20 protein-coding genes are annotated in these 21,698 nt (G+C 63.4%); 8 read left to right on the top strand and 12 right to left on the bottom strand.

From position 1 onward, the window contains the following. Positions 1-61: 61 nt before the first annotated feature. Positions 62-955, bottom strand: coding sequence for a DMT family transporter (locus CK230_RS16455; protein ID WP_095818204.1), 894 nt, complete (start codon positions 953-955; stop codon positions 62-64). Positions 956-1,045: 90 nt separating this feature from the next. Here CK230_RS16455 and CK230_RS16450 point away from each other — a divergent pair, with 90 nt between their 5' ends. Continuing rightward, a complete protein-coding gene (locus tag CK230_RS16450) occupies positions 1,046-1,972 on the top strand; it encodes a LysR substrate-binding domain-containing protein (RefSeq protein WP_095818203.1) in 927 nt (308 codons plus the stop codon). An 8-nt stretch (positions 1,973-1,980) separates the two neighbouring features. On the opposite strand, the gene CK230_RS16445 is transcribed toward CK230_RS16450, so the two are convergent. Beyond that, the gene (locus tag CK230_RS16445) at positions 1,981-2,583 is read right to left on the bottom strand and encodes a hypothetical protein (protein WP_141246038.1); all 603 of its coding nucleotides are present in this window, start codon (positions 2,581-2,583) and stop codon (positions 1,981-1,983) included. 115 nt (positions 2,584-2,698) lie between these two features. Between CK230_RS16445 and CK230_RS16440 the strand changes: the two genes are divergently transcribed. Both CK230_RS16440 and CK230_RS16435 read left to right on the top strand, forming a co-directional pair. Further along, positions 2,699-2,932: a DUF2093 domain-containing protein gene (locus CK230_RS16440; RefSeq protein ID WP_095818449.1), complete on the top strand. Its 234-nt coding sequence runs from the start codon at positions 2,699-2,701 to the stop codon at positions 2,930-2,932. Between the two features lie 186 nt (positions 2,933-3,118). Then, complete coding sequence (locus CK230_RS16435; protein WP_095818201.1) at positions 3,119-4,051, top strand: UDP-glucuronic acid decarboxylase family protein; 933 nt, start codon at positions 3,119-3,121, stop codon at positions 4,049-4,051. Positions 4,052-4,086: 35 nt separating this feature from the next. Here the strand turns inward: CK230_RS16435 and lpxK are convergent, their stop codons facing one another. The 6 genes from lpxK to CK230_RS16405 all read right to left on the bottom strand — a co-directional run bounded on the left by lpxK (position 4,087) and on the right by CK230_RS16405 (position 9,811). Then, a complete protein-coding gene (gene lpxK, locus CK230_RS16430; RefSeq protein WP_095818448.1) occupies positions 4,087-5,115 on the bottom strand; it encodes a tetraacyldisaccharide 4'-kinase in 1,029 nt (342 codons plus the stop codon). Positions 5,116-5,252: 137 nt separating this feature from the next. Then, on the bottom strand, positions 5,253-6,569 hold the full coding sequence (gene waaA, locus CK230_RS16425; RefSeq protein ID WP_095818200.1) for a lipid IV(A) 3-deoxy-D-manno-octulosonic acid transferase: 1,317 nt from the start codon (positions 6,567-6,569) through the stop codon (positions 5,253-5,255). Continuing rightward, positions 6,566-7,345 carry a lysophospholipid acyltransferase family protein gene (locus CK230_RS16420; RefSeq protein WP_095818199.1) on the bottom strand — a complete coding sequence of 260 codons (780 nt, stop codon included), beginning with the start codon at positions 7,343-7,345 and terminating at the stop codon, positions 6,566-6,568. The genes waaA and CK230_RS16420 overlap by 4 nt, the downstream gene beginning before the upstream one ends. A gap of 5 nt (positions 7,346-7,350) precedes the next feature. Beyond that, positions 7,351-7,596: a DUF4170 domain-containing protein gene (locus tag CK230_RS16415; RefSeq protein ID WP_041002569.1), complete on the bottom strand. Its 246-nt coding sequence runs from the start codon at positions 7,594-7,596 to the stop codon at positions 7,351-7,353. A 75-nt stretch (positions 7,597-7,671) separates the two neighbouring features. Next, positions 7,672-8,481: a 3'(2'),5'-bisphosphate nucleotidase CysQ gene (locus CK230_RS16410; RefSeq protein ID WP_095818198.1), complete on the bottom strand. Its 810-nt coding sequence runs from the start codon at positions 8,479-8,481 to the stop codon at positions 7,672-7,674. Continuing rightward, positions 8,468-9,811 carry a TldD/PmbA family protein gene (locus tag CK230_RS16405; protein WP_095818197.1) on the bottom strand — a complete coding sequence of 448 codons (1,344 nt, stop codon included), beginning with the start codon at positions 9,809-9,811 and terminating at the stop codon, positions 8,468-8,470. The genes CK230_RS16410 and CK230_RS16405 overlap by 14 nt, the downstream gene beginning before the upstream one ends. A 520-nt stretch (positions 9,812-10,331) precedes the next feature. Between CK230_RS16405 and CK230_RS16400 the strand changes: the two genes are divergently transcribed. Both CK230_RS16400 and CK230_RS16395 read left to right on the top strand, forming a co-directional pair. After that, positions 10,332-12,194 (top strand): glycosyltransferase, encoded by a 1,863-nt coding sequence (locus tag CK230_RS16400; protein ID WP_141246037.1) that lies wholly within the window; start codon positions 10,332-10,334, stop codon positions 12,192-12,194. Between the two features lie 5 nt (positions 12,195-12,199). After that, on the top strand, positions 12,200-13,288 hold the full coding sequence (locus tag CK230_RS16395; protein WP_095818195.1) for a glycosyltransferase family A protein: 1,089 nt from the start codon (positions 12,200-12,202) through the stop codon (positions 13,286-13,288). Positions 13,289-13,307: 19 nt separating this feature from the next. On the opposite strand, the gene epmA is transcribed toward CK230_RS16395, so the two are convergent. Further along, positions 13,308-14,348: an EF-P lysine aminoacylase EpmA gene (gene epmA, locus CK230_RS16390; RefSeq protein ID WP_095818194.1), complete on the bottom strand. Its 1,041-nt coding sequence runs from the start codon at positions 14,346-14,348 to the stop codon at positions 13,308-13,310. 129 nt (positions 14,349-14,477) lie between these two features. Here epmA and efp point away from each other — a divergent pair, with 129 nt between their 5' ends. Beyond that, positions 14,478-15,047: an elongation factor P gene (gene efp, locus CK230_RS16385; protein WP_095818447.1), complete on the top strand. Its 570-nt coding sequence runs from the start codon at positions 14,478-14,480 to the stop codon at positions 15,045-15,047. Positions 15,048-15,217: 170 nt separating this feature from the next. Here the strand turns inward: efp and CK230_RS16380 are convergent, their stop codons facing one another. Further along, on the bottom strand, positions 15,218-15,970 hold the full coding sequence (locus CK230_RS16380) for a phytochelatin synthase family protein (RefSeq protein ID WP_245429950.1): 753 nt from the start codon (positions 15,968-15,970) through the stop codon (positions 15,218-15,220). 190 nt (positions 15,971-16,160) lie between these two features. On the opposite strand from CK230_RS16380, the gene CK230_RS16375 reads away from it, so the two are divergent. Together CK230_RS16375 and CK230_RS16370 are read left to right on the top strand one after the other, a co-directional pair. Further along, on the top strand, positions 16,161-16,751 hold the full coding sequence (locus CK230_RS16375) for an ankyrin repeat domain-containing protein (RefSeq protein ID WP_095818446.1): 591 nt from the start codon (positions 16,161-16,163) through the stop codon (positions 16,749-16,751). A gap of 12 nt (positions 16,752-16,763) precedes the next feature. Beyond that, the gene (locus CK230_RS16370) at positions 16,764-17,267 is read left to right on the top strand and encodes a YHS domain-containing (seleno)protein (RefSeq protein ID WP_245429949.1); all 504 of its coding nucleotides are present in this window, start codon (positions 16,764-16,766) and stop codon (positions 17,265-17,267) included. Between the two features lie 12 nt (positions 17,268-17,279). On the opposite strand, the gene CK230_RS16365 is transcribed toward CK230_RS16370, so the two are convergent. Then, the gene (locus CK230_RS16365; protein WP_095818192.1) at positions 17,280-19,466 is read right to left on the bottom strand and encodes an adenylate/guanylate cyclase domain-containing protein; all 2,187 of its coding nucleotides are present in this window, start codon (positions 19,464-19,466) and stop codon (positions 17,280-17,282) included. A 44-nt stretch (positions 19,467-19,510) separates the two neighbouring features. Continuing rightward, positions 19,511-21,688 carry an adenylate/guanylate cyclase domain-containing protein gene (locus CK230_RS16360; RefSeq protein WP_095818191.1) on the bottom strand — a complete coding sequence of 726 codons (2,178 nt, stop codon included), beginning with the start codon at positions 21,686-21,688 and terminating at the stop codon, positions 19,511-19,513. Positions 21,689-21,698 lie beyond the last annotated feature (10 nt).

The following is a 21,698-nucleotide window of genomic DNA, read 5'->3' as shown; positions in this document are numbered from 1 at the left end:
CGGCCAGCCCATTCCCGCTCAATCAGCCGCAAAACCTCGCCATCGGTCAAGCTCTGGGGTTTTATCGCTTCAAATTCACCACGATCACGCCACCCAGCGCCAGGGCGCCGCCGAGGATGCCGAGCAGGCTCGGCACTTCGCTCAGCCAGAAGAAGCCGATCAGCGCGGAGGTCGGAGAGACCAGGTAGAGGAAGTTCGAGGCGCGGGCGGCGGGCAGGCGCGAGAGTGCGGTTGCCCAGGCGGCATAGGCGATCAACGAGGGCACGATGCCGAGATAGATGACGGCGCCGAGACCCGCAGTGTCGGCGACCGCCGCCTGCGAAAACGCTTCCGGCAGGAAGGGCGACAGGCAGAGCGCGCCGAGCACCATGTTGGAGGCGGAGATCGTCAACGGATGATGGCGGGCAAAGAGCGGCTTCTGCACGATGGTGTTGACGGCTGAACAGAGTGCCGAGCCCAGCACCAGCAGCGCGCCGGTATTGAAATGCAGGCCGTGCCCGTCGGCCACAGCGATGATGCCGATGCCGGCGAAGGAAATGACCGTGCCCAGCCAGGCGATGCCGGAAAAGCGCTCGCCGAGCAGCGCCATCGCCATGATCGCCGTGAAGATCGGGCTGACATTGATGATGAAGCCGGCGGCGCCCGCCGAGACGGTCAGCTCGCCGAAATTGAGCATGGCGGTGTAGAGTGCGACGAAGATGGCGCCGCCGAAGGCGAAGCGCCAAAGCTCGTCAAGCCTGGGCAGCGCCGGGCGCTTCACGGCCAGGAAGATGGCGGCCGGAACCGCTGCGATGGCAAAGCGCAGCGCACCGAGCTCCAGCGGCTGGAAGGCGGCGAGGCCGGCGCGGATCGCCGGGAAAGCCGAGGCCCAGCCAAGCACCGTCAGCGCCACCGCGATGGCCGCAGTGGTGTCCACGCGCTGTGTCTCATTCAACGTGCCGGTGTAAGCGCTCATTGCCGTAACCTCGTCTTTTTGTACCATGCACGCAGAAAACGCTATTGCCGGCCAATTGACAAACGAGCAAATCGAGGGTCAGCTGTGAGCATGGATCACAGCTCTGATCAGATATTGCCGTTGGAAACCTTGCGCGCCTTCGATGCCGCGGCGCGCACGGGGAGTTTTTCCGCGGCGGCCGAAAAACTCAACCTCACCCATGGCGCGGTGAGTCGCCAGATCGCCAAGCTTGAAGACTGGCTGGGGCTGAAAGTCTTCGAGCGCAATGCGCGCGGCGTGACACTGACCATCGAGGGCAATCGCCTGCATCTTCGCACCACGGAGGCCTTCGCGCTGATTTCGGTCAATTCCGACCGCTGGGTCGAGCCGCGCGGCACAGCCGTCGTGCGGCTGGCCTCGATCCCCTCGGTCAGCGGTCTGTGGCTGATGCCGCGCATGGCCGCGTTGGAGAACCATCCGACCAAGCTGCGTATCGTGCTCGATGTCGACAACCGCCAGGCCGACCTTGCCGACGAAGGCATCGACCTTTCGGTGCGCTGCGGCCGCGGCCGCATTCCCGGCCGCGTCTCGGTGCAGCTTTTCGAGGAGCAGATTTTCCCGATCGCCTCGCCGGAGCTCGCCAAGGAGATCGGACGGGGCGACCCTGCACGGTTGCTGAAGTACCCGCTGATCAACGATTCCGATGCATCCGGATGGCGCGCATGGCTCGCCGCGCAAGACATCGATTACCGCCCGCGTCCGCAGGACAGGCGTTTCGAGGATTACAATCTGGTGCTGGACGCGGCGGCGCATGGGCTGGGCATCGCGCTGGCGCGGCCGCCGCTGACCGCGGACCAGCTCCAATCGGGCCGTATCGTTGCCGTCGACGAGCGCGTTGCGCTCAATCCAGTGTCTTACTGGATGGACCGTCCGGTCGGCCGACCGCGCGCGGCGGCGGCAGATCTTGCCGGGCGCATCGCCGAACAGGCGGGGCTTGCGCCGGAAAAGCTCGAAGCTTTCCTTCAGGATGATGCCTAAGGACTGGCTTAGCGAAGCAGCAGGACCATGATTGTTGCCGTCACCGCCGAGACGATCGCCGTGACAACCGAAATCGTCCAAAGGGATATCGGCGGGGCTTCCGATCGCGGCGCGTGACCAGCCGAACGGAGCGCGGCGCCGCGAGGCTGCGGCGCGTTGGCATTGGCCGCGACCAGCGTCGCGGCGGAAGCGACGGCCGGCGCAAATGTGGACAGCGCCGGCGCAACCGCGGGCCCGGACATATTGTCTGCAACCGCTGCCTGCGGTGAGGCGAAGCCGCGCGGAGCCTGGTCGGCATCCGGCGCCGCCCTGCCCGTCGAGGGTCTTGCCGGCGATCCGTCGGTGACGGCATCGGGCTCCATGACGGCCCGGTAAGCATCTTCGACCTCCGAGGACGACAGGCGTTGCGGTGCCTGGGCGGCAGGGCGCGGTTGCGCGCTTTGCAGCGACTGGGCCGCGATTTGCGCAGCCTGTCCCGTCGAGGGCGCCGGCGGCTGGATCAGCGTCTTGATCAAAGTCGCCGCCGCCGGATCGGCCTTGGGCAACGGCACCGGCTGCGGGGTGAGCGCTTCACCGATCAGTGCGTTCAAGCGGGTCGAGGTGATGTCCATGCCGAGTTCCGAGAACCATTTCTCCACTTGAGCCATACCGCATGAGCATTGCGTCAAGCTTGACGTTGCCGGCAATTTGTGGCGATTGAAATCCGATGAACGCAAGCGTCCTTTCATGATGAACCGTTTCGAAGGCCCGGGCGGCAGGGAAGCCCGGATCCGCTATCTCGACGGCGACTTCCAGGTCACCAGCCCGGGCGCGTTCGTGCGCTGCGCGGTGACGGGCGAGAACATTCCGCTCGACGAGCTCAAATACTGGAGCGTCGCCCGGCAGGAACCCTATGTGAACGCCGCGGTCTCGCTTGCCCGCGAGATCGAGATGCACCCGGAACTGCGCAAACGGGGATAGGCCAGGCGAGGCTTTGCTTCGCACTCCTCGCGATCCGGCGCCCTCCTCTTGTGGAATCGAGCCCCATGCAGGTTCGCAGCCAATATCGCCTGCGCCGATCGCAGCGGCAAAAACCCCTTTCAGAGACACGTGACAGGTTCGTGACTCTGCGGCTATAGACAATGCCGTGGGGATCGGGGATTAGCTGTGAAGGCTCTGGTGACCGGCGGCGCCGGCTTTATTGGTTCGCATCTGTGCGACCTGTTGCTGGCAAGAGGCCATGAAGTAATATGTCTCGACAATTTCTCGACTGGTTCCGATGAGAACATCCGGCACCTTCTCGGCAATGCGCGGTTCAGCCTGCTGAGGCACGACGTCACCGTGCCGCTTCAGGCCGAGGCCGATGAGATCTTCAATCTCGCTTGCCCCGCCTCGCCTGTTCACTATCAGCGCATTCCGATCGAGACGACAAAGGCCTGCGTCTATGGCGCCATCAACATGCTCGATCTTGCATGTGCTTCGGGTGCCAGAATCCTTCAGGCGTCGACATCCGAGGTCTATGGCGATCCGCAAGTCCATCCTCAGACCGAGGCCTATTGGGGCCATGTCAACCCGATCGGCCCGCGCAGCTGCTACGATGAAGGCAAAAGATGCGCCGAAGCGCTGTTCTTCGACTATCGGCGCCGGTCGCAACTGCCGATCAAGGTGGTGCGCATCTTCAATACATATGGGCCTCGCATGCACCCCTCGGATGGGCGCGTGGTCAGCAATTTCATCGTCCAGGCGTTGCGCAACGAGCCCATAACCATCTACGGCGACGGAAGCCACACGCGCAGCTTCTGCTACGTCGACGACCTTGTAGAGGCGATGGCCGGGATGATGGCGACATCCGACGATTTCATCGGGCCCGTCAACATCGGAAACCCGATGGAAGTCACGATCCTCGAGCTGGCCGAAATGGTGCTGGGCATCGTCGGCGGCAAGTCCAAAATCGAGTTCAAACCCCTCCCGGAAGACGATCCGCAACAGCGCCAACCCGATATAGGCCTGGCGCGTTCGGCGTTGGGCTGGTCCCCTCGTGTTGCCCTCGAAGACGGGCTTGGCGAGACCGTCCGCTATTTCCGTGGGCTTATCAACTGACGGCAGGGCACGGATCGACCAGGCGCACCGGAAACTCAGCCACGCATCTTGCGCTGACGCCAGGCGTCGAGCGTCTCGTCGATGATGCGTGCGGGCACGTGGCTGAGTTCGAACACAGCCTCGATATCGAGCACGTCCAGTTGATCGAGGAAACCGGCGGGCACCTCCCCGTGGCGCAGCCGCGCGGCGTCCTTCGCCGTGGTGACGAGCCTCAGCCCTTCCTGGCGGGCAAGCGTCAGAAGGTCGGCAAGTTCGTCCTGGGCGTAGAAATGATGGTCCGGAAAGGCGCGTGACTGGGCCACTTCGCCGCCCGCGCCGCGCAGCGTATCGAAGAATTTCTCCGGATGGCCGATGCCGGCGAAGGCAAGGAAGCGGCCGCCTGCGAAGCGCGACGGGTCCGCCGGCTCTACATGCGCCAGGAAGATCGGCCGGCCGGCGCGCGCCGCCTGGCGCACGACGCCGTCGGCGGCGGCTCCCTCGCCCATCTTCAGCAGGCCGCTGGTGAAGACCAGTTGGTCGACAATCTTGGCGCGAAGCGGTCCGCCCGGAATGACGCGGCCGTTGCCGACGCCGAAGCGGGCGTCGACCACGACCAGCGCATAGTCGATATGGATGCGCGCCGATTGGAAGCCGTCATCCATGATCAGGAAGTCGCAGCCATGTCCCTCGATGAGCAGTTTCGCGCCGGTGGCGCGGTTCGCCGTCACCGCCACCGGCGCATGTTCGGCCAGAAGCAGCGGCTCGTCGCCGACATGCTTGGCGGCGTCGTGATGCGCATCGACGACATGCGGCTTGGCGAACGAGCCGCCATGGCCACGCGACAGAAAGCCGGGCGTGAGCTGCATGCGCCTGGCTTGCTTCGCCAGAGCGATAGCGACCGGCGTCTTGCCGCTGCCGCCGACCGTCAGATTGCCGACGCACAGCACAGGTGCTGCGACCTTCTCGCGCGGGGCATGCCGCAAACGGCGGCCGGCGACCAGCCCATAGACCGCGGAGGCCGGCGACAGCGCGAAGACGCGCCAGTCCGGCTTTTCCCACCAGAAGGGCGGCGCTTCGCTGGTCATCGCGCGGCTTCCGGGCGTGACGCCTTCGCGCATGACCTTCTCCAAAAACCGGCTCCGATTTTTGGCGTCATACGTTCTATCCCTCGTTTCACGCAATTCCGGACGGAAAACCGTTACACACTTTTCCTGGAATTGCTTTAGCGCCCGTTAGCGCTTTTCAGGCGCGCCTTGACGACCAGCGGCTGGATATAGGGCTCCAGCGATCTCAGCGTGCGGGCAAGCGCGCCGCGCATCTCGTCGACCGTAGCGGCACCCGCCGCGATCATTTCGTGGCGCGCCACCTCGTTGGTCAGAAGGAAATTGACGGCGCCGGTCAGCATGTCGCGGTCGCGCACCAGCTTGGCGCCGCCGCTGTCGAGCAGGCGCTGGTAGGCCTCGCGGAAATTCTGCACGTTGCGGCCGGCAAGCACCGCGGTTTCGAGCATTGCGGGCTCAAGCGGATTCTGGCCGCCTTCCGAGGTCAGCGAGCGGCCGACGAAAGCAATCTCGGTCAGCCTCAGATAAAGCCCCATCTCACCGATCGTGTCGCCCAGAAGGATATCGGTGTCGGGCGAGATGCGGTCGCCCTTGCTGCGCCTTGCCACCGTCAGGCCCATGCCGGAAATCTGCGCGGCAAGCGCGTCGGCGCGGTCGGGGTGGCGCGGCACGATGATGGTCAGAAGCCCATGATGGCGCCTGTGCAGGCTGGCATGGACCTCGGCGGCCACGACCTCCTCGCCGTCGTGGGTCGAGATCGCGGCCCAGGTCGGGCGGTTGCCGATCTGGCGCTGCAGGGTGGCCAGGGCCCGCTCGTCGACCGGCGGCGGGTTGGTGTCGACCTTGAGGTTGCCGGAAACCGTGACCGGCCGGGCGCCGAGCGCGCGAAACCGTTCGCCGTCGACATCTGATTGGGCAATGACATGGGCGAGGTTCTCGAACAGCGCCTCGGCGACGCCGGCGCGCTTCTTCCACGAGGTGAAGGAGCGGTCTGACAACCGGCCATTGACCAGGACTTGCGGCACGTTGCGGGCGCCGAGTTCCAGGATGGTCATCGGCCAGATTTCCGATTCGGCGATGATCGCCAGTTCCGGCCGCCAGTGGTCGAGGAAGCGGCTGACGGCGGGCTTGAGGTCAAGCGGCACATATTGGTGGATGATGCGCTCGCCGAGGCGCTCGTCGGCGACCTTGGCCGAGGTCACGGTGCCGGTGGTCAGGACGATGTTGACGCCGTAGTCAAGGATGCTCTCGACCAACGGCACCACCGCGATCGTCTCGCCGACGCTTGCCGCATGGATCCAGATCACCGGCCCTTCCGGCCGGGGCCGGCCGGCCACGCCATAGCGCTCGCGGCGCCGGGCGCGATCCTCCTTGCCGCGCGAGGCGCGCCAGGCGACATAAGGACCGATCAGCGGATAGGCGGCCGCCCCCGCATAGCGGTAGGCAGTCAGGGCCGCACGCGCCCAGCGCTCGCTCATTTGCCGCCATCCACGAGGCGATAGGCCTCGGCCATAGCGGCGTTGAGGGAGGCGGTGACCTCCTGGCGCTTGCGCTCCATCTCGGCATCGTCGGCATCGGCCGGCACGAAGACCGGGGGTCCCACGATAACCGCGGAACGCCCGAAAGGCAGGTTGATGGTGGTCTTGTCCCAGCTCTTCTCAAGCACCTTGCGGCGGCTGGTGGCGATGGCCGAGGGCAGGATCGGCCGGCCGGAAAGCCTTGCCAGAAGAACGATGCCAAGTCCGGCGTCGCGCGGCTTGCCGTTCGGAATGTCGGCGATCATGGCGACGTTCTTGCCGGCGATGAGCGACTTCCTGAGCGCGATCAAGGCCTTGGCGCCACCCTTGTCGAGATGTTTCGAACTGTTGCGGCCGCCGGAACCGCGCACCGCCTCGATGCCGAATTTCTCGATCATCAGCGCCTGGAGCTCGGCGTCGGCGCTGCGCGAAACCATGGCGACCAGCGGTCGGCCCTTGGGGTAATAGGCAGGCGTCAGAAGATGCTGGCCGTGCCAGAGCGCGATGATGCCGGGCTCAAGATGCGCATAAGCGCCGCCGGCTACCTTCGTCGAGCCTTCGACAAGCGGGCTGGTGAGGCGAATCAGCCGCAGGAACCAGGCGAACAGGCTGGCGATGAAGTTCTTGACGAAGCTCGACTGCGCCAATGGCTCGCGGATGCGCCGCCACAGCGTGCGCGTTCCGCCGCGTCTGGCGGCGCGACGCCTGGTCGCCCCTTTCACTGCCTCATGCTCCATCGACGTCAACCGCCGACCTTCGATTCTGGATCGAGCAAACGGTGCAGATGCACAACGAAATAACGCATATGGGCATTGTCGACACTGGCTTGCGCCTTCGCCTTCCACGCAGCGTGCGCCGATTGATAGTCGGGGTAGATGCCGACGATGTCGAGCGCGTCCAGGTCACGAAACTCGGTTCCACCCAGCTTTTTCAGCTCGCCGCCGAAAACCAGGTGCAAAAGCTGCTTCTTTCCGTCTTCCACGGCCATGCCGATCCTTCGCAGATTCATGAATTTTGTGAAACGTTTAGCCCAAAGAAACCGATTTTGGAACTGCGGGCCGACTCACCCTTGATCAATCTCCGCGATGACCCTGGCGAGGACGCCGAGCAGTTCACCGCTGCCGGCGGCGAGCGCGCCGTGATTGATCACCTCGCCGGCATAGCGCGGCGGCTTGCCGTCGCGGTCGAGCAACGCGCCGCCAGCCTCGGTGAGGATGAGATCAGCGGCGGCGATGTCCCAGTCATGCGCGTTCGGCTTGACGAAGGTCGCATCGAGCTTGCCGGCGGCGATCATCGCCAGCCGGTAGGCGAGCGAAGGAATGTAGGCCGTGCGTCGCAGTCTGTCATGCCAGGCTTCCGGCATCCGATCGACCAGGGGCTTGGGTCCGCCGATATCGACGTCCTGCCCAAGCGGACGCACGTGGATGGGCTTGTCGTTGAGATATGCGCCCTCGCCCGGCAGCGCCCAGTAGGTCTCATGCTTGGCCGGGCATTCGAGCACGCCGGCGAGCGAGCGCCCGTTCTCGACCACGGCGACGCTGACGCACCAGGAATGCAGGCCGTCGAGAAAGCCGCGCGTGCCGTCGATCGGGTCGACGACGAAGGTGCGGCGGGCCGACAGCCGGGCATGATCGTCAGCCGTCTCTTCCGACAGCCAGCCATAATTAGGACGCGCCTTGAGCAAGGTCTCGCGCAGAAAGGCGTCGGCCGCATGGTCGGCCTCGCTCACGGGCGAGGTGCCGCCCTTCATCCACACCTGTGGGTTGTTGCCGAAATAGCGCAACGCGATGGCGCCGGCTTCGCGGGCGGCATCGCGCAGCAAGGCAAGGTCGTCGCGAGCCTCGCTCGATGTCAGCTGGTCAAGCACCGGCAAGGGTCATCCCTTCGATCAGGAGCGTCGGCGCGGCCGTGCCGAAATAGCGGTCGAGATCGCTCGCCGGCACCATCTTGAGGAACATGGTCTTCAGGTTGGAGGCAATCGTCACCTCGGCCACCGGATAGGCCAGCGCGCCGTTCTCGATCCAGTAGCCGGAAGCGCCGCGGCTGTATTCGCCGGTCACCATGTCGACGCCCTGGCCGAACACCTCGGTGACGTAGAAGCCGCGCTTCAGCGACGCGATCAGGTCTTCCGGCGAACGCTCGCCGGGCTCGATGGCAAGGTTGGTCGAGGATGGCGAAACCGATGAGCCGCTGCGCGAGCCGCGGCCGTTGGTGACAAGGCCGAGCTCGCGCGCGGCCGAGGTCGACAGGAACCAGTGGTTCAATACGCCCTTCTCGACCATCAGGAGCTTGTCGCCCTCGACGCCTTCGCCATCGAAGGGACGCGAGGCCTGGCCACGCCGCCGCAAGGGCTCGTCGGTGACGGTGATCGCGGCCGACGCAACTTGCTTGCCCATCATGTCGCGCAGGAAGCTGGTCTTGCGGGCGACCGACGCGCCGTTGATGGCGCCGGCGAGATGGCCGGCAATGCCGCGCGCGACGCGCGGGTCGAAGACCACGTCGACCGGACCGGTCGACGCCTTGCGCGCCCCCAGCCGACGCACCGCGCGTTCGCCGGCCTTGCGGCCGATGTCTTCCGGCGCGTCGAGATCGGCGAAATGCTGGCGCGATGAAAATTCGTAGTCGCGCTCCATCGCCGTGCCCTCGCCGGCGATGACGCTGGTCGAGCGCGAGAAGCGCGAGGCGACATACTGGCCGACAAAGCCATGCGAGGTGGCGAGCACGAGCCCACCCAGTCCGGCGCCGGCGCTGCTGCCCGAGGAATTGGTGACGCCCTTGACGGCCAATGCGGCTGCTTCGGCGGCAAGCGCCGCCTCCTTCAACTGGTCTGCCGTCACCTCGGTCGGGTCGAAAAGGTCGAGGTCGCGCAAATTGCGGGCAAGCAGCGACGGATCGGCAAGGCCCTGGAACGGATCCTCGGGCGAGACCTTCGCCATCGCCACGGCACGCTCGGCGAGTGCCTTCGGATCGGAAGCGGCGGTGGCCGAGACGCTCGCCACACGCTGGCCGACGAAGACGCGCAGCGACACATCCTCGCTCTCCGAGGATTCGGTGCCCTCGACCTTGCCCAGCCGGACCGAGACGCCGGCAGAGCGGCCGCGCACCGCCACCGCATCGGCCGCGTCGGCGCCGGCACGCCTGGCGGCCTCGACGAGCGCCGTCACGCGATCGGTCAATTTCGCCGCGTCGAGCTGGTTGGTCATACAGTTGTTCCTGTTTGTTCGAGCAGTCCGTTAAGGCGTCATTCCGTCGAAGGCCAGCAGGATCGTCCCTGCCGCACCATCGCGGGTGCAGTGCAACATCCATGGATGCCTTGCACCATCTATTGTTCCGCCGGCGCTTGCGCAATGGGCGACGGCCGATCCAGGCGCCGCGACCAAATCGCCCAAGGGTCGGCAGGACGTCCGCGGTCCATCCTCGTTCCGGAATTTTCGCATAACGCCCCTTCAACTCGCCTGCCCGGTCCGTGATCCCGACGAAATCCGCGCTTTCTATGACGAGCGCTCGGTTTAATTCGCCGCCCGTCTGGCACCCGGGCCAGTTCGACCTCCATTGTCAGCAGATTTCGGCGCAGTCCTTCGGCTCCATGCACAGTCTGTCGTCGACGGGGCGGAGCGACCGATGGTACGCTGCAACTTGCCCGTGACTTTCGGGCAATGGGGTTGGAATTAAAAGAGGGGTGCCGATCACCGGGCAGGTGTTGGCGCACCGACAATTGGGGTTGTGCTTGCTTCGGGCACCGGACCTCTTGGGGGAAGAATGGATTATTTCGCAGGTGGACGGTTTACCTATGACTGGACCTCCCATCACCTGAACCTTTGGGAGGAACTCCTCCGCGACAGGATCGACACCGCGACCGCAGTGCTGGAAATCGGCTCATTCGAGGGCCGCTCCGCGCTGTTTTTCCTGCAATTCCTGCCAAAATCCCGCATCACCTGCGTGGATACCTTTCAGGGCAGCGAAGAGCATGTCGAGCGCGGCTCGAAATATGAATCCGATATGGCCGAGGTCGAAAGACGCTTCGACCAGAACCTCATACCCTTCGCCGACCGGGTCGAGAAGCGCAGGGGCTGCTCGGTGGTGGTCCTGCCGGCACTGGCCGCCGAACAGCGACTGTACGACGTGGTCTATGTCGATGGCGATCATTCCGCCGCATCCACCTACACCGATGCCAGACTGGGTTGGGACCTGCTCGACAAGGAGGGCCTGATGATCCTGGACGACTATCGGTGGGGAAGAGACCGGCTGGCGGCAAAACGTCCCGCGTTGGGTATGGAAGCCTTCCTGCAGCAGATCGCCGGCGAATATGAGCTGCTGCACCAGGACCAGCAGATCGTCATACGCAAAATCAAGATCGGCGAGGCATCGATCGGCGCAACCAAGTCATTCACGATCGCTGGGCGCGACATCGGCGAGCTGGCGGGCGGCGCGCTGTCGCCGCCGCTCGTCAGTTTCGTCGTCATCAACTGGAACTACGGCCGCTATGTCGGCGCGACAATCGACTCCATACGCCGGCAGGACTATCCGCATTTCGAGTGCATCGTCATCGACAACGGGTCGACCGACGACAGCGCGGAGGTGATTGCCCGGCATATCGAAGGCGATCCGCGTTTCCGGATGGAAACGCTGGCGCAGAACCACGGCCAGCTCGGCGCCGCCCTGTGGGCGCTGGACAAGGTGAATGGCGGATTCGTGACCTTCGTGGATGCGGACGACGTGCTGTTCGACAATTACGCCTCGATGCACATCCAGGTGCATATGGCATTGCAACGAAGCGTCGGCTTCACCTCGGCCAACGTTGCCGAGATGGATTCGACGGGCAAGATCCTTACCGCCTCGTATCTGCACCACCGGTTGGACAAGACGGACGCGCAGCGCAGCCTTCGCGGAGAGCAGACCGTACTGCGGCTGCCTACGGTTTCTCCGTCGCAGTATCGGTTTCTCGACGCCAACACGGCGACCATACCGCGGTGGCACATAGGCTGGCTCTGGGCGCCCGGCAGCGCCAACATGTTCCGCACCTCGGTGCTGCGTCTGTTGCGGCTGGATGATGGCAGCAAGCCGCGGATGACAGCGGCGGACGGGTATTTCAACACAATATGCCATGCAGTTGCGGGCAGCGCGCTGATCGACATGCCGCTGTCGGGCTATCGCCTGCACTCGAGCAACTATTTTGCGGCCGGCGAAAGCATCGAGGGCATGCGCGCCGGAACGAGAAGCTACGCGGCCAAGTCGCAGCAATTCACATATGAAAGCGTAAGGTTCCTGTTCGAACAAAGCGAGCGTTTCGAGTGGCTGCTCGGACTGGAATTCTGGCCGACTGTCGACAGGGTCACGCGTGAGAGTGGCGCAGCGTTGCGCGACTATTTCAGGAATGAGCTCGCGGTTGAAATTTTCAGACAAAACGCGCCGCAACTAAGGTCCGTCTTCGGCGACGAGAAATTCCGCAAGGAGATCACGAACCGCTTCTCCGGCGCACAGGCGAGATCAATCTTGCGAGCCGGTTTCGGAGGCCGAATCCCAATACGCCATCTGCAAAAGTCGCTGTTCCGCGATTTCCGCGCATTCCTGCGGAGGGTTCGGTAACGGTGATGGCCCGGCCGAAGCTCAGTTTCGTCATCATCAACCACAATTATGGCCAGTATGTCGGCCAGGCCATATCGAGCGTCTTGTCGCAAACTTATCGCGACCTCGAATGCCTTGTGGTGGACAACGCGTCGACCGACGGCAGCCGCGATGTCATTGGGCGATTTGCGGATACCGACCCCAGGCTAGCCTTCGAATATCTGGACAACAATCTGCACCAGATGGGCGCATTTCTCCACGTCCTGGATCGTCTCGGGGGAGAATTGGTCTGCATCGTGGACGCCGACGATTTCCTGTTCGCGAACTTCGCGGCCCTCCATGTCCAGCTTCATTGCGACTGCCCGACGATCGGGGCAACGTCGAGCGGCGTTCTTGAAACCGATCATTCCGGGCGGCCGCTGTCTTCTGGTTTTGGAGGGTTCCTGCACCGCAAGGCAGGCAGGCCTTTCGATCCCAGGCAGACAAAGTCAGACCACATGATATTAGAGCGGCGAGAGCTCGAATTGCTTTGGCGCCAGTCCACGGTGATAGAACCTCACGAACCTGGCTGGCACTGGTCGCCCGGGACAGCAAACATGTACAAACGGCGTTACCTTGTCCGCTGCAAGCCATCCCGGGCCGTTGTCAGCAATGCCGCGACCGACAATTATTTCATGCCGTTCGTCCATGCCTTGGCTGGTTCGGCCTGCATAGACCTTCCGCTATCGGCCTACCGCATTCACGGGAGCAACGTGCACGGCGCACAGATCTCGATGCCGGACCTCAGGACATTCAGCAAAGCGGCCCATCTGCGTTCGCGCGCGCGCCGGAGCGCTATCGTGCGCGAGCTGGCCTCACGTGCCCGAGACTTTGTCTCGACCCACGGGCGCGCCTTCTGGAGCCTGATGGATGCCCCAAGCGTGCCGGACGGCGTTCCCTTGGATGCTTATTTCAACGACCCTGTGATCCAGGATATTTTGCACGATCATCTCGACGAGATCCTGGCGGCATGCGGAGAGGCCGAGACACGCGAGGCGTTGACCGCCCGCATGGGCCAGAAAGGTTACAAAAACTTCCTGGCGTCGCGGACTCTGAAAAAGTCCAGCGCGGGGTGAAGGGCTGACGCATCCGGGATCACGCCACCGGCGCCCAGATCACGTCCTCGATCCTCGTTGCACCCGTCGCCAGCATCACCAGCCGGTCGAAGCCGAGGGCCGAGCCGCTTGCCTGCGGCATGATGGCCAAGGCCGCGAGCAAATCCTCGTCCAGCGGATAGCGCTCGCCATAGATGCGCTCCTTCTCGTCCATCTCGGCAAGGAAGCGTCGGCGCTGCTCGGCCGGGTCGGTGAGCTCCCCAAAGGCGTTGGCGAGCTCTACGCCGCAGCAATAGAGCTCGAAGCGCTCGGCGACGCGCGGATCCCTGGCGCTCGGCCGGGCAAGTGCCGCCTCCGCAATCGGATAGCCGTAAAGAATGGTGGCCCGCCCCTGCCCCAGCGCGGGTTCGATCTTCTCCACCATCACCCGGCTGAACAGATCGGCCCAATTGTCGTCGGGCGCGGTGCGCAGGCCAGCCTGGATCAGCGCGGCATGAAGTCCGTCGCGATCCGTGCTGCCGTCAGCCGCGACGGTCGCCAGAAGATCGATGCCGGCATATCGAGCGAAGGCCTCCGCCACACTCAGCCGCTCCGGCTCGGCGAAGGGGTCGGCCTCGCGGCCGCGAAAACGGAAACTCCTGGCGCCGGCCTTCTCCGCCGCGAGCGCCAGGAATTCGGCGCAGTCGTCCATCAGGCGTTCATAGCTCTCGCCGACGCGGTACCATTCGAGCATGGTGAACTCGGGGTGGTGCAGCGGCCCGCGCTCGCGGTTGCGCCAGACCGGACCGAGGCTGAAGATGCGCTCCTCGCCGGCGGCAAGCAGCTTCTTGCAGGCGAATTCCGGCGAGGTGTGGAGATAGAGCGGCCGGCGCGACGTGTCGGGGCCGATCGCCTCGGTGGCAAAGGCGGCAAGATGCGCCTCGTTGCCCGGCGAAACCTGCAGCGCCGAGGTCGTCACCTCGATGAAATCGCGTGTCCCGAACCAGCCGCGGAGCGCCGTGGCGATGGCATTGCGCGCCATCAGCCGTGGCCGGCGATCGGCATGGACATCGGGCGTCCACCAGGGCGAAGCGGCGGTCATAGGCAGGAAAATAGAGCGGAAGGCTGGCGGTTCGGCGCAAGATGCGCTAGGGCGCACGCGATGGCCGCCGTCGCCGCTTCGCATAAATCGACGCTCGCAGGCCGAAAAACTCGAACGGGATCGAATATCGTGGTCAAGGTCATCGCCAGCTCCTTACGCAAAGGCAACGTCGTCGATAAGGACGGCAAGCTCTATGTCATCCTCTTTGCCGAAAACATCCACCCTGGCAAGGGCACGCCCGTGACCCAGCTCGACATGCGCCGTATCGGCGACGGGGTGAAGGTGTCGGAACGTTACCGCACGACCGAAATGGTCGAGCGCGCCTATGTCGAGGAGCGCGAGCACACCTTCCTCTATTCCGACGGCGAAGGCTTTCACTTCATGAACCCCGAAAGCTACGACCAGGTCGTGGCCTCCGAAGCCGTGGTCGGCGACTTCGCGCCCTATCTGCAGGAAGGCATGGCCGTGCAGCTCGCCCAGTTCAACGGCGTGCCGATCTCGCTGACGCTGCCGCAGCGCGCCACCTTCGAAGTGGTGGAAACCGAGCCGGTCACCAAGGGCCAGACGGCGTCTTCCTCCTATAAGCCCGCCGTGCTCTCCAACGGCGTCCGCACCGCCGTGCCGCCGCACATCTCCACGGGCACGCGCGTGGTGGTGATGACCGCCGACGGGTCTTATGTCGAGCGCGCCAAGGACTGAGATTTACGACAGGTCAATTACAGCGGCTCGCCTGCGATCACGCGGGCCTATGGCAGTTCTGCTGTGCGCTTTTCGCCAGGCAGCTTTTCTGCCGAGCTACGTCGCGAATACGCTCGCCGACTTCCGCAAGTGTGCCCTTGTGGGTGTTCTCTGCTGGACGTTCAGCTAAGCTACTCTCCCGACGGCGACGACACCAGCACATATCCGCGGGTTCTGTTCTCATTGTCGCTGTCGACGGTGTTCATCGCCGCGAACAGGTCGGCGGTTGTCACCCACACCGGCGGATATTTGTAGCGCGCGACATCGAGGATCAGGAACCTGTCCGCTTTCTCGTCGTAAGCGGCCAGCGGCGATATATGCCCGCCCCTCTCCTGGCCCATCGCCTTGCGCAGATAGTTGACGATGACGAAGTGTCCGGGTTTGGAGAGAAACGAACTGGCCTGGGTGCGGAACTGCTCAAGGCTGGCATCTGAAGCGTGGCGGACCTCGGCCTTGATCGGCTGGGTGGATAGAATGGCCCCGATCTGGTCGAGCGTCATTCCCTGCTTGTCCAGGACCTGGCGAGGAAGAATGGTCTCGGTGCGGTCACTCAGAACATTATCCTGCGTGAACGTTTTATAGGGTTCGTATTCGGGCACAGCGGGCGCCGGAACGTTGAGCGCGTTCAGCACCATGACGATGCTTGCCACGCCGCAATAGGACTGCGTCTTTTGCGTGAGAAAATTGCTCGCGAGCGGGAAATAGGCTTCTTTCGCCATGCTCTCTGCAAGAAAGCTCTCGCCGGCAGGGGAACTGAATCCCGTCAGATTGTCCGGAAGCTTCAGCGTCTCGGAGAAGGCGCTGGGTGCAGCCAGCAGAAACGCCAGCAGGAGCGAATAAAAACGCGCAGACATCGTGACCCTCCGCCCGATTAACAAAGGCATCGAGGAATGTATCAGCTTGTCGATGCCGTGGCACGTTCGAGTTCGATTCCGCGGATGCGAAAACCGGCGCTCCAGAATAGGGACGGGCCTTGTCAGGGCCTCAGCGCGCGCGCTCTCCTTGGGCCGGTACCTGCCCCGATGAGCCCAACGCAGCTTGTATGTCTCCTAGCTAATATGCTACCCTTGCATGATGCGTGGACTGCTGGCACTTGTGATGCTGGTACTGGTGGCTACAACAGCAGCCGCGGGTGAGCCGTTGTTCGATTCCATCGCTGCCGGCGATAAGGCTGCAGTGGAGCAAGCCGTGGCAGGCGGTGCCGACGTCGACAGCCGGGCACGCGACCAGGCAACCCTCCTCATCGCTGCAGCGCTGGATAACCAACCGGAAATCGCCGAATTCCTGCTGAGCAAGGGTGCCGACGTCATGGCGCGGAACTCGGGCGGCTTCACCCCGCTTCATGCGGCAGCCTTCTCGGGCAGCCTGCCGATCGCCAAGCTGTTGCTGGAAAAAGGCGCGGTGCTCGACGATGCCGCCAACAAGGCGGGTGCAACGCCGTTGCTGGTGGCCGGCGAGGAAAACCACGTCGAACTGGCCGAATTCCTTATCGCGAAAGGTGCCGATGTGAACCATCCCGAGGGTCATGGCTACATGCCGACAACGCGCGCATTCTGGAAGGGCAACACGGATATCTTACGTCTGTTCAAACGCCATGGTGCTACCTGCCAAGCCAAAATCCTTGGCGAGGCGAACGCGGCGAAGTGCGCCGAGATCCACGATTAACGGAGGATGCAGATGAGCACGATGATCAAGTCACGACTGGTTCGGAATTTGGCGGCGGCCGCCCTGGTCGCGGTTGCTGCGGTCGCCGGCGCGGGATCGGCCCGGGCCGACGATTCGGTAAACACCGGCTATTTCGGCGGTGTGGCAATTATGGGCTACGACACGGTCGCCTATTTCACCGACGGCAAGGCGGTGAAGGGCTCCGAAGAATTCACTTATGAATGGCTGGGGACTCCCTGGCATTTCGCCAGCAAGAAACACCAGGAAATGTTCATGAGCGAACCGGTCAAGTACGCTCCTCAATATGGCGGCTACTGTGCCGGCGAAGTCGTGGGCGGAGGGGTCACGGTCAATGTCGATCCCGAGGCATTCAAGATTATCGACGGCAAGCTCTACCTGATCTACGACGTCGGCAATGCGGACGATTTCGCCGCGCATGCGGCTGAAAACATACCGAAAGCCGATGCCAACTGGCCGAAGGTCGCGGCCAATTTGGAGCTTGATAAGTATCACTGAGACGGTGTGCGTCTACTGAACCACCGTGAAGTGAAACACCTTGCTTGTATTGACAAAGGAGTAGCCTTTGCCGGCTGAGTCACTGCGTCTGTAGACGGGACCGCAGTCGGGGCGCCCGAACAGGTTCTCGCTCTGCTCGCACAAGAGATCGCCATCGACGTAGACGGTCTCTGTGACCAGCCGCGTCGTCGTGCGGAAGGCCGCCTTGCCGTCGCTTCCGATCTGAAGGAAGGCTGGTTGTAGTGCGGGTTCGATCTGGCCTTGCAGTGTATGGCCAAGAACGAGGGACGCGATCTCCGCACCCTTCAACCGGTCGTGTTCGTCCGGGGTAAAGCCGTAGGGCCATTCGGGTAGTCCTGCCTGGCGCAGCGCATTGACGATGGTCGCCAGATCCTGCGGGTTTCGGAAATGTTGAGTCATCTGCCACCCAGCCAAGGAGTCCACATAGCTGGACCCTGCTCCGAGGCGGAGCCCATCGGCAATTGCGGCTTTCGCATCCGGTAGACGGCCGCCGCGGACATACGCCGCAGCGAGCGTAAACCGAAAGTTGGCAACGGTGGGCGCGTCGTCGCGTGTGCGTTCGAGAGTCTCGATCGCTTTCTCGACATTCCCCTGCAGAAGAAAAGCCAGCCCAGCAGCTTCCCGGTTGATCGCGGAAAGGTCGGGGTCGAGCCTGAGCGCCGTCTCGACCGCATTGGCCGCTTCGGCATGATTGCCGGCGTATAACTGGACATATCCAAGGGCTGCTTGCGCGTCTGCATCGCCCGGACCGATTGAAACAGCCTTCTTGGCAGAGGCAATCGCATCTTCGTAGTGGCGATTCACGACTTGCATGATACCGAGAATAGCATAGGGCGACGAAAGGTCCGGTTCGAGTTCCAAGGCTCGGCTCGCCTTCTCATAGGCTCTCTTTCGTGCTGGTGCGCTCTGGATGATGTCGTTGAAGGACTCGCGCCAGACATAGACGGTCGTGCGCGCGTCGGCCGCAAAGGCTTCTGCGAAGGCGGAGTCGAGCCCCTCCGCCTTTTCATAGAGCGCAAGCGCCTCCCGCAGACCGGCCAGCAGGCCGCTGCGTGACGCCGTCTCGGCTTGTAGATAGTAATCGTAGGCCTCAAGATTATTCGTCGGCGGGCGTGCCATGCGCTGGCTCTCCGCTGCCGAAGCCTGGATACCGAGCGCTTTGGCGATCTCCCCGCTCATCTCGTCCTGGACACTGAACACTTCAGCCATGCCGCGGTCGAACCGATTAGCCCACAGATTATCGCCGCTTGCTGCGTCCATGAGCTGGACATTGATGCGGATTTGCTCGCCGGTGCGGCGGACGCTGCCCTCAACGACGAAGCGGACACCAAGGTCGCGCGCGACATCGGCCAGCGCAGCATGCCGATTCTTGTAGGCGAAGACGGAATTGCGGGCGATGACATCGAGACCGGAAAGTTTGGTGAGGTCGGTGATCAAATCCTCGGTTATGCCGTCGGCAAAATAGTCCTGGCTCGGATCACCCCCGAGGTTTGTAAACGGCAGCACGGCAACCGATGGTCGGTCGGCCAGGGAAGATGTCCTCGATTGCCACGCAAACAATCCTGCAAGGAGCACGACGAACAGGACCGCGATTCCTGCCATCCCGATCGCCCGGGGGGATACCGGCCGGCGAACTGCCACCTTGATTTTCCCTGCGGCTGCGGGATCCAGCAGCAGCCGATAGGCGCGAATGGGATCGGCAATGTTCTTGAGGCGCTGCTCGCCAAGACTGGCAAAGCCGACGTCCACCTTGTGCAGCGCGTGATCGAACGCCGTGCCCGAGATACATACACCACCCGGCTCGGCCATCGCCTCCAGGCGCGCGGCGATGTTAACGCCATCGCCGTAGATGTCATTTTCCTCGACGATGACGTCGCCGAGATTGACGCCGATGCGAAACCGGATGTGGCGGGGGTCGGAGGTGCCCTGGTCTCGGACGGCCATCCGACGTTGGATCATGGCAGCACACTGGACGGCATCGACGACACTCGCGAACTCGACCAGCGCTCCATCGCCCATGAGCTTGATAATGCGACCGTGGAATTCCTTGATCGCGGGGTCGACCAGTTCGCGACGGCAACTTTTCAACCGCTCGAGCGTACCGACCTCGTCCTCGCCCATGAGGCGGCTGTAGCCGACAACATCGGCAGCAAGGATTGCGGTAAGCCTTCGCTCCATACCTTCCATCCGCGAATCCTGAGATATCACTGAGACGCGTGCATCTACTGAACCACCGTGAAGTGAAACACCTTGCTTGAATTGACAAAGGAATAGCCGCCGCTTCCATCGTCGCGGCGTTTATAGACGGGACCGCAGTCAGGGCGCCCGAACATATTCTCGCTCAGCTCGCACAAGAGATCGCCATCGACACGGACGATTTCAGTGACCAGCCGCGTCGTGGAGCGGAAGGCCGCCTTGCCGTCGCTCCCGATTTGGAGGAAGGCTGATTGCAGACCGGGTTCAAGCTGGCCCTGCAGCGTATGGCCCAGCACCAACGAGGCGATCTCGTGGCCCTTCAAGCGATTGTGCTCGTCGCCGGTGAAGGCGAACGGCCATTCGGGCAAGCCCGCCTGCTGTAGCGCGTCGACGATGAGAGCCAAATCCTGCGGGTTGCGGTACTGGGCGCCGTTGAGCCGGTATGCGGACAATGAATCGAACCCCGGCGTCGACATGGCACCCAGTCCCTCGGCGACCGCCGCCTTGGCATCCTGCAGGCGGCCGGCGCGGGCGTAGGCGGCACCAAGCGTGATCGTGAAATCTCCGACCGATGGCGCATCATGGCGGACGCGTTCGAGCGCCTCGATCGCCTTGTCGTTGCTACCTTGAATGAGGAAGACCAGACCGGCAGTTTGCCGGTTGATGGGCGAAAGGTTGGGATCGAGCCTGAGCGCGGTCTCGACCGCCGCGGCTGCCTCGGCATGATTGCCGGCGAACAATTGCACGTATCCAAGGGCTATTTGCGTCTCCGCATCGCCCGGGCCGAGTGCAACGGCTCGCTCGACCGAAGCGATGGCTTCCTCGTAGCGGCGATCCACGACCTGCATGATGCCAAGAATTGCATAAGGCGACGAAAGATCCGGATCGAGTTGCAGCGCACGGCTTGCCTTCTCATAGGCGCGCTTGCGCGCCGGGGCGCTCTGCATGATGTCGTTGAACGATTCGCGCCAGATATAGACCGTCATGCTTGCATCCGCGGCGAAGGCTTCGGCAAAAGCTGGGTCGAGTTCCTCGGCCTTGTCGTAGAGCGTGAGCGCCTCCCGCAGCCCGTCACGCCGGCCGGTCCGTGCTGTCTGCTCGGCCCGAAGGTAGAAGTCGTATGCTTCGAGGTTTTCGGTCGGCGGGCGCGCCATGCGCTCGCTTTCCGCTGCCGAAGGTTGCATGCCAAGCGCCTTGGCGATCTCCCCGCTCATCTCATGCTGGACGGCAAACACGCCGGCCATGCCACGGTCGAACCGGTTGGCCCATCGATTATCGCCCGTTGCCGTATCGATGAGCTGGGCATTGAGGCGGATCTGCTCTCCCGTGCGGCGGACGCTCCCAGTGACGACGAAGCGGACGCCAAGGTCGCGCGCGACGTCAGCCAGTGCCGCGGGCTTGTTCTTGTAGGCAAACACCGAGTTGCGCGCGATGACGTCCAGACCGGAAAGCTTGGTGAGGTCGGTGATCAGATCCTCGGTGATGCCGTCAGCGAAATAGTCCTGGCCCGGATCGCCGCCGAGGTTTGCAAACGGCAGCACGGCAACCGATGGCCGCGATGGCATGGAGAACTTCTGCCATGCGAAAAAGCCGGCCATCGCGGCAATCACCAGACCGGCGATACTTGCCAGGATCATGACGCGCGATCGCGGCCGGTGTGGCGCGGCTGTGACCTTGCCCGATGCAGCGGGATCCAGCAGCAGCCGATACGCCCGAACCGGATCGGCGATGTTCTTAAGCCGCTGTTCGCCAAGGCTGGCAAAGCCGACGTCAACCTTGTGCAGCGCATGATCGAACGCCGTGCCCGAGATACATACACCCCCCGGCTCAGCCATAGCCTCGAGGCGCGCGGCAATGTTGACGCCATCGCCATAAATGTCATCGTCCTCGACGATGACGTCGCCGAGATTGACGCCGATTCGAAACCGGATCTGCCGGGTCTCAGTGGTGCCAATATTGCGATCGACCATTCGGCGCTGGATAACGGCCGAGCACTGGACGGCGTCGACGACGCTGGCGAATTCGACCAGAGCACCGTCGCCCATGAGCTTGATAATGCGGCCATGGTATTCGGCTATCGCGGGGTCGATCAGTTCGCGACGGCAACTCTTTAGTCGATCGAGCGTGCCGACCTCGTCCTCGCCCATGAGGCGGCTGTAGCCGACCACGTCGGCTGCAAGGATTGCGGTGAGCCGTCGCTCCATACGCTGGTGC

This window comes from Mesorhizobium sp. WSM3859, from assembly GCF_002295065.1.
Taxonomy (GTDB): Bacteria; Pseudomonadota; Alphaproteobacteria; order Rhizobiales; family Rhizobiaceae; genus Mesorhizobium.
Note: the sequence above shows the minus strand (reverse complement) of the source record. Positions and strands in the feature narration are given on the sequence as shown.

Bases quoted from the DNA above. Each gene is read 5' to 3' on its own strand.
- CK230_RS16395 (WP_095818195.1), top strand. From the start codon at position 12,200: ATGGCCCGGCCGAAGCTCAGTTTCGTCATCATCAACCACAATTATGGC.
- CK230_RS16365 (WP_095818192.1), bottom strand. From the start codon at position 19,466: ATGGAGCGAAGGCTTACCGCAATCCTTGCTGCCGATGTTGTCGGCTAC.
- CK230_RS16445 (WP_141246038.1), bottom strand. From the start codon at position 2,583: ATGGACATCACCTCGACCCGCTTGAACGCACTGATCGGTGAAGCGCTC.
- lpxK (WP_095818448.1), bottom strand. From the start codon at position 5,115: ATGACCAGCGAAGCGCCGCCCTTCTGGTGGGAAAAGCCGGACTGGCGC.
- waaA (WP_095818200.1), bottom strand. From the start codon at position 6,569: ATGAGCGAGCGCTGGGCGCGTGCGGCCCTGACTGCCTACCGCTATGCG.
- epmA (WP_095818194.1), bottom strand. From the start codon at position 14,348: ATGACCGCCGCTTCGCCCTGGTGGACGCCCGATGTCCATGCCGATCGC.
- CK230_RS16370 (WP_245429949.1), top strand. From the start codon at position 16,764: ATGAGCACGATGATCAAGTCACGACTGGTTCGGAATTTGGCGGCGGCC.
- CK230_RS16450 (WP_095818203.1), top strand. From the start codon at position 1,046: ATGGATCACAGCTCTGATCAGATATTGCCGTTGGAAACCTTGCGCGCC.
- CK230_RS16360 (WP_095818191.1), bottom strand. From the start codon at position 21,688: ATGGAGCGACGGCTCACCGCAATCCTTGCAGCCGACGTGGTCGGCTAC.
- CK230_RS16440 (WP_095818449.1), top strand. From the start codon at position 2,699: ATGATGAACCGTTTCGAAGGCCCGGGCGGCAGGGAAGCCCGGATCCGC.
- CK230_RS16405 (WP_095818197.1), bottom strand. From the start codon at position 9,811: ATGACCAACCAGCTCGACGCGGCGAAATTGACCGATCGCGTGACGGCG.
- CK230_RS16420 (WP_095818199.1), bottom strand. From the start codon at position 7,345: ATGGAGCATGAGGCAGTGAAAGGGGCGACCAGGCGTCGCGCCGCCAGA.
- CK230_RS16380 (WP_245429950.1), bottom strand. From the start codon at position 15,970: ATGCCTTTGTTAATCGGGCGGAGGGTCACGATGTCTGCGCGTTTTTAT.
- CK230_RS16455 (WP_095818204.1), bottom strand. From the start codon at position 955: ATGAGCGCTTACACCGGCACGTTGAATGAGACACAGCGCGTGGACACC.
- CK230_RS16375 (WP_095818446.1), top strand. From the start codon at position 16,161: ATGCGTGGACTGCTGGCACTTGTGATGCTGGTACTGGTGGCTACAACA.
- CK230_RS16415 (WP_041002569.1), bottom strand. From the start codon at position 7,596: ATGGCCGTGGAAGACGGAAAGAAGCAGCTTTTGCACCTGGTTTTCGGC.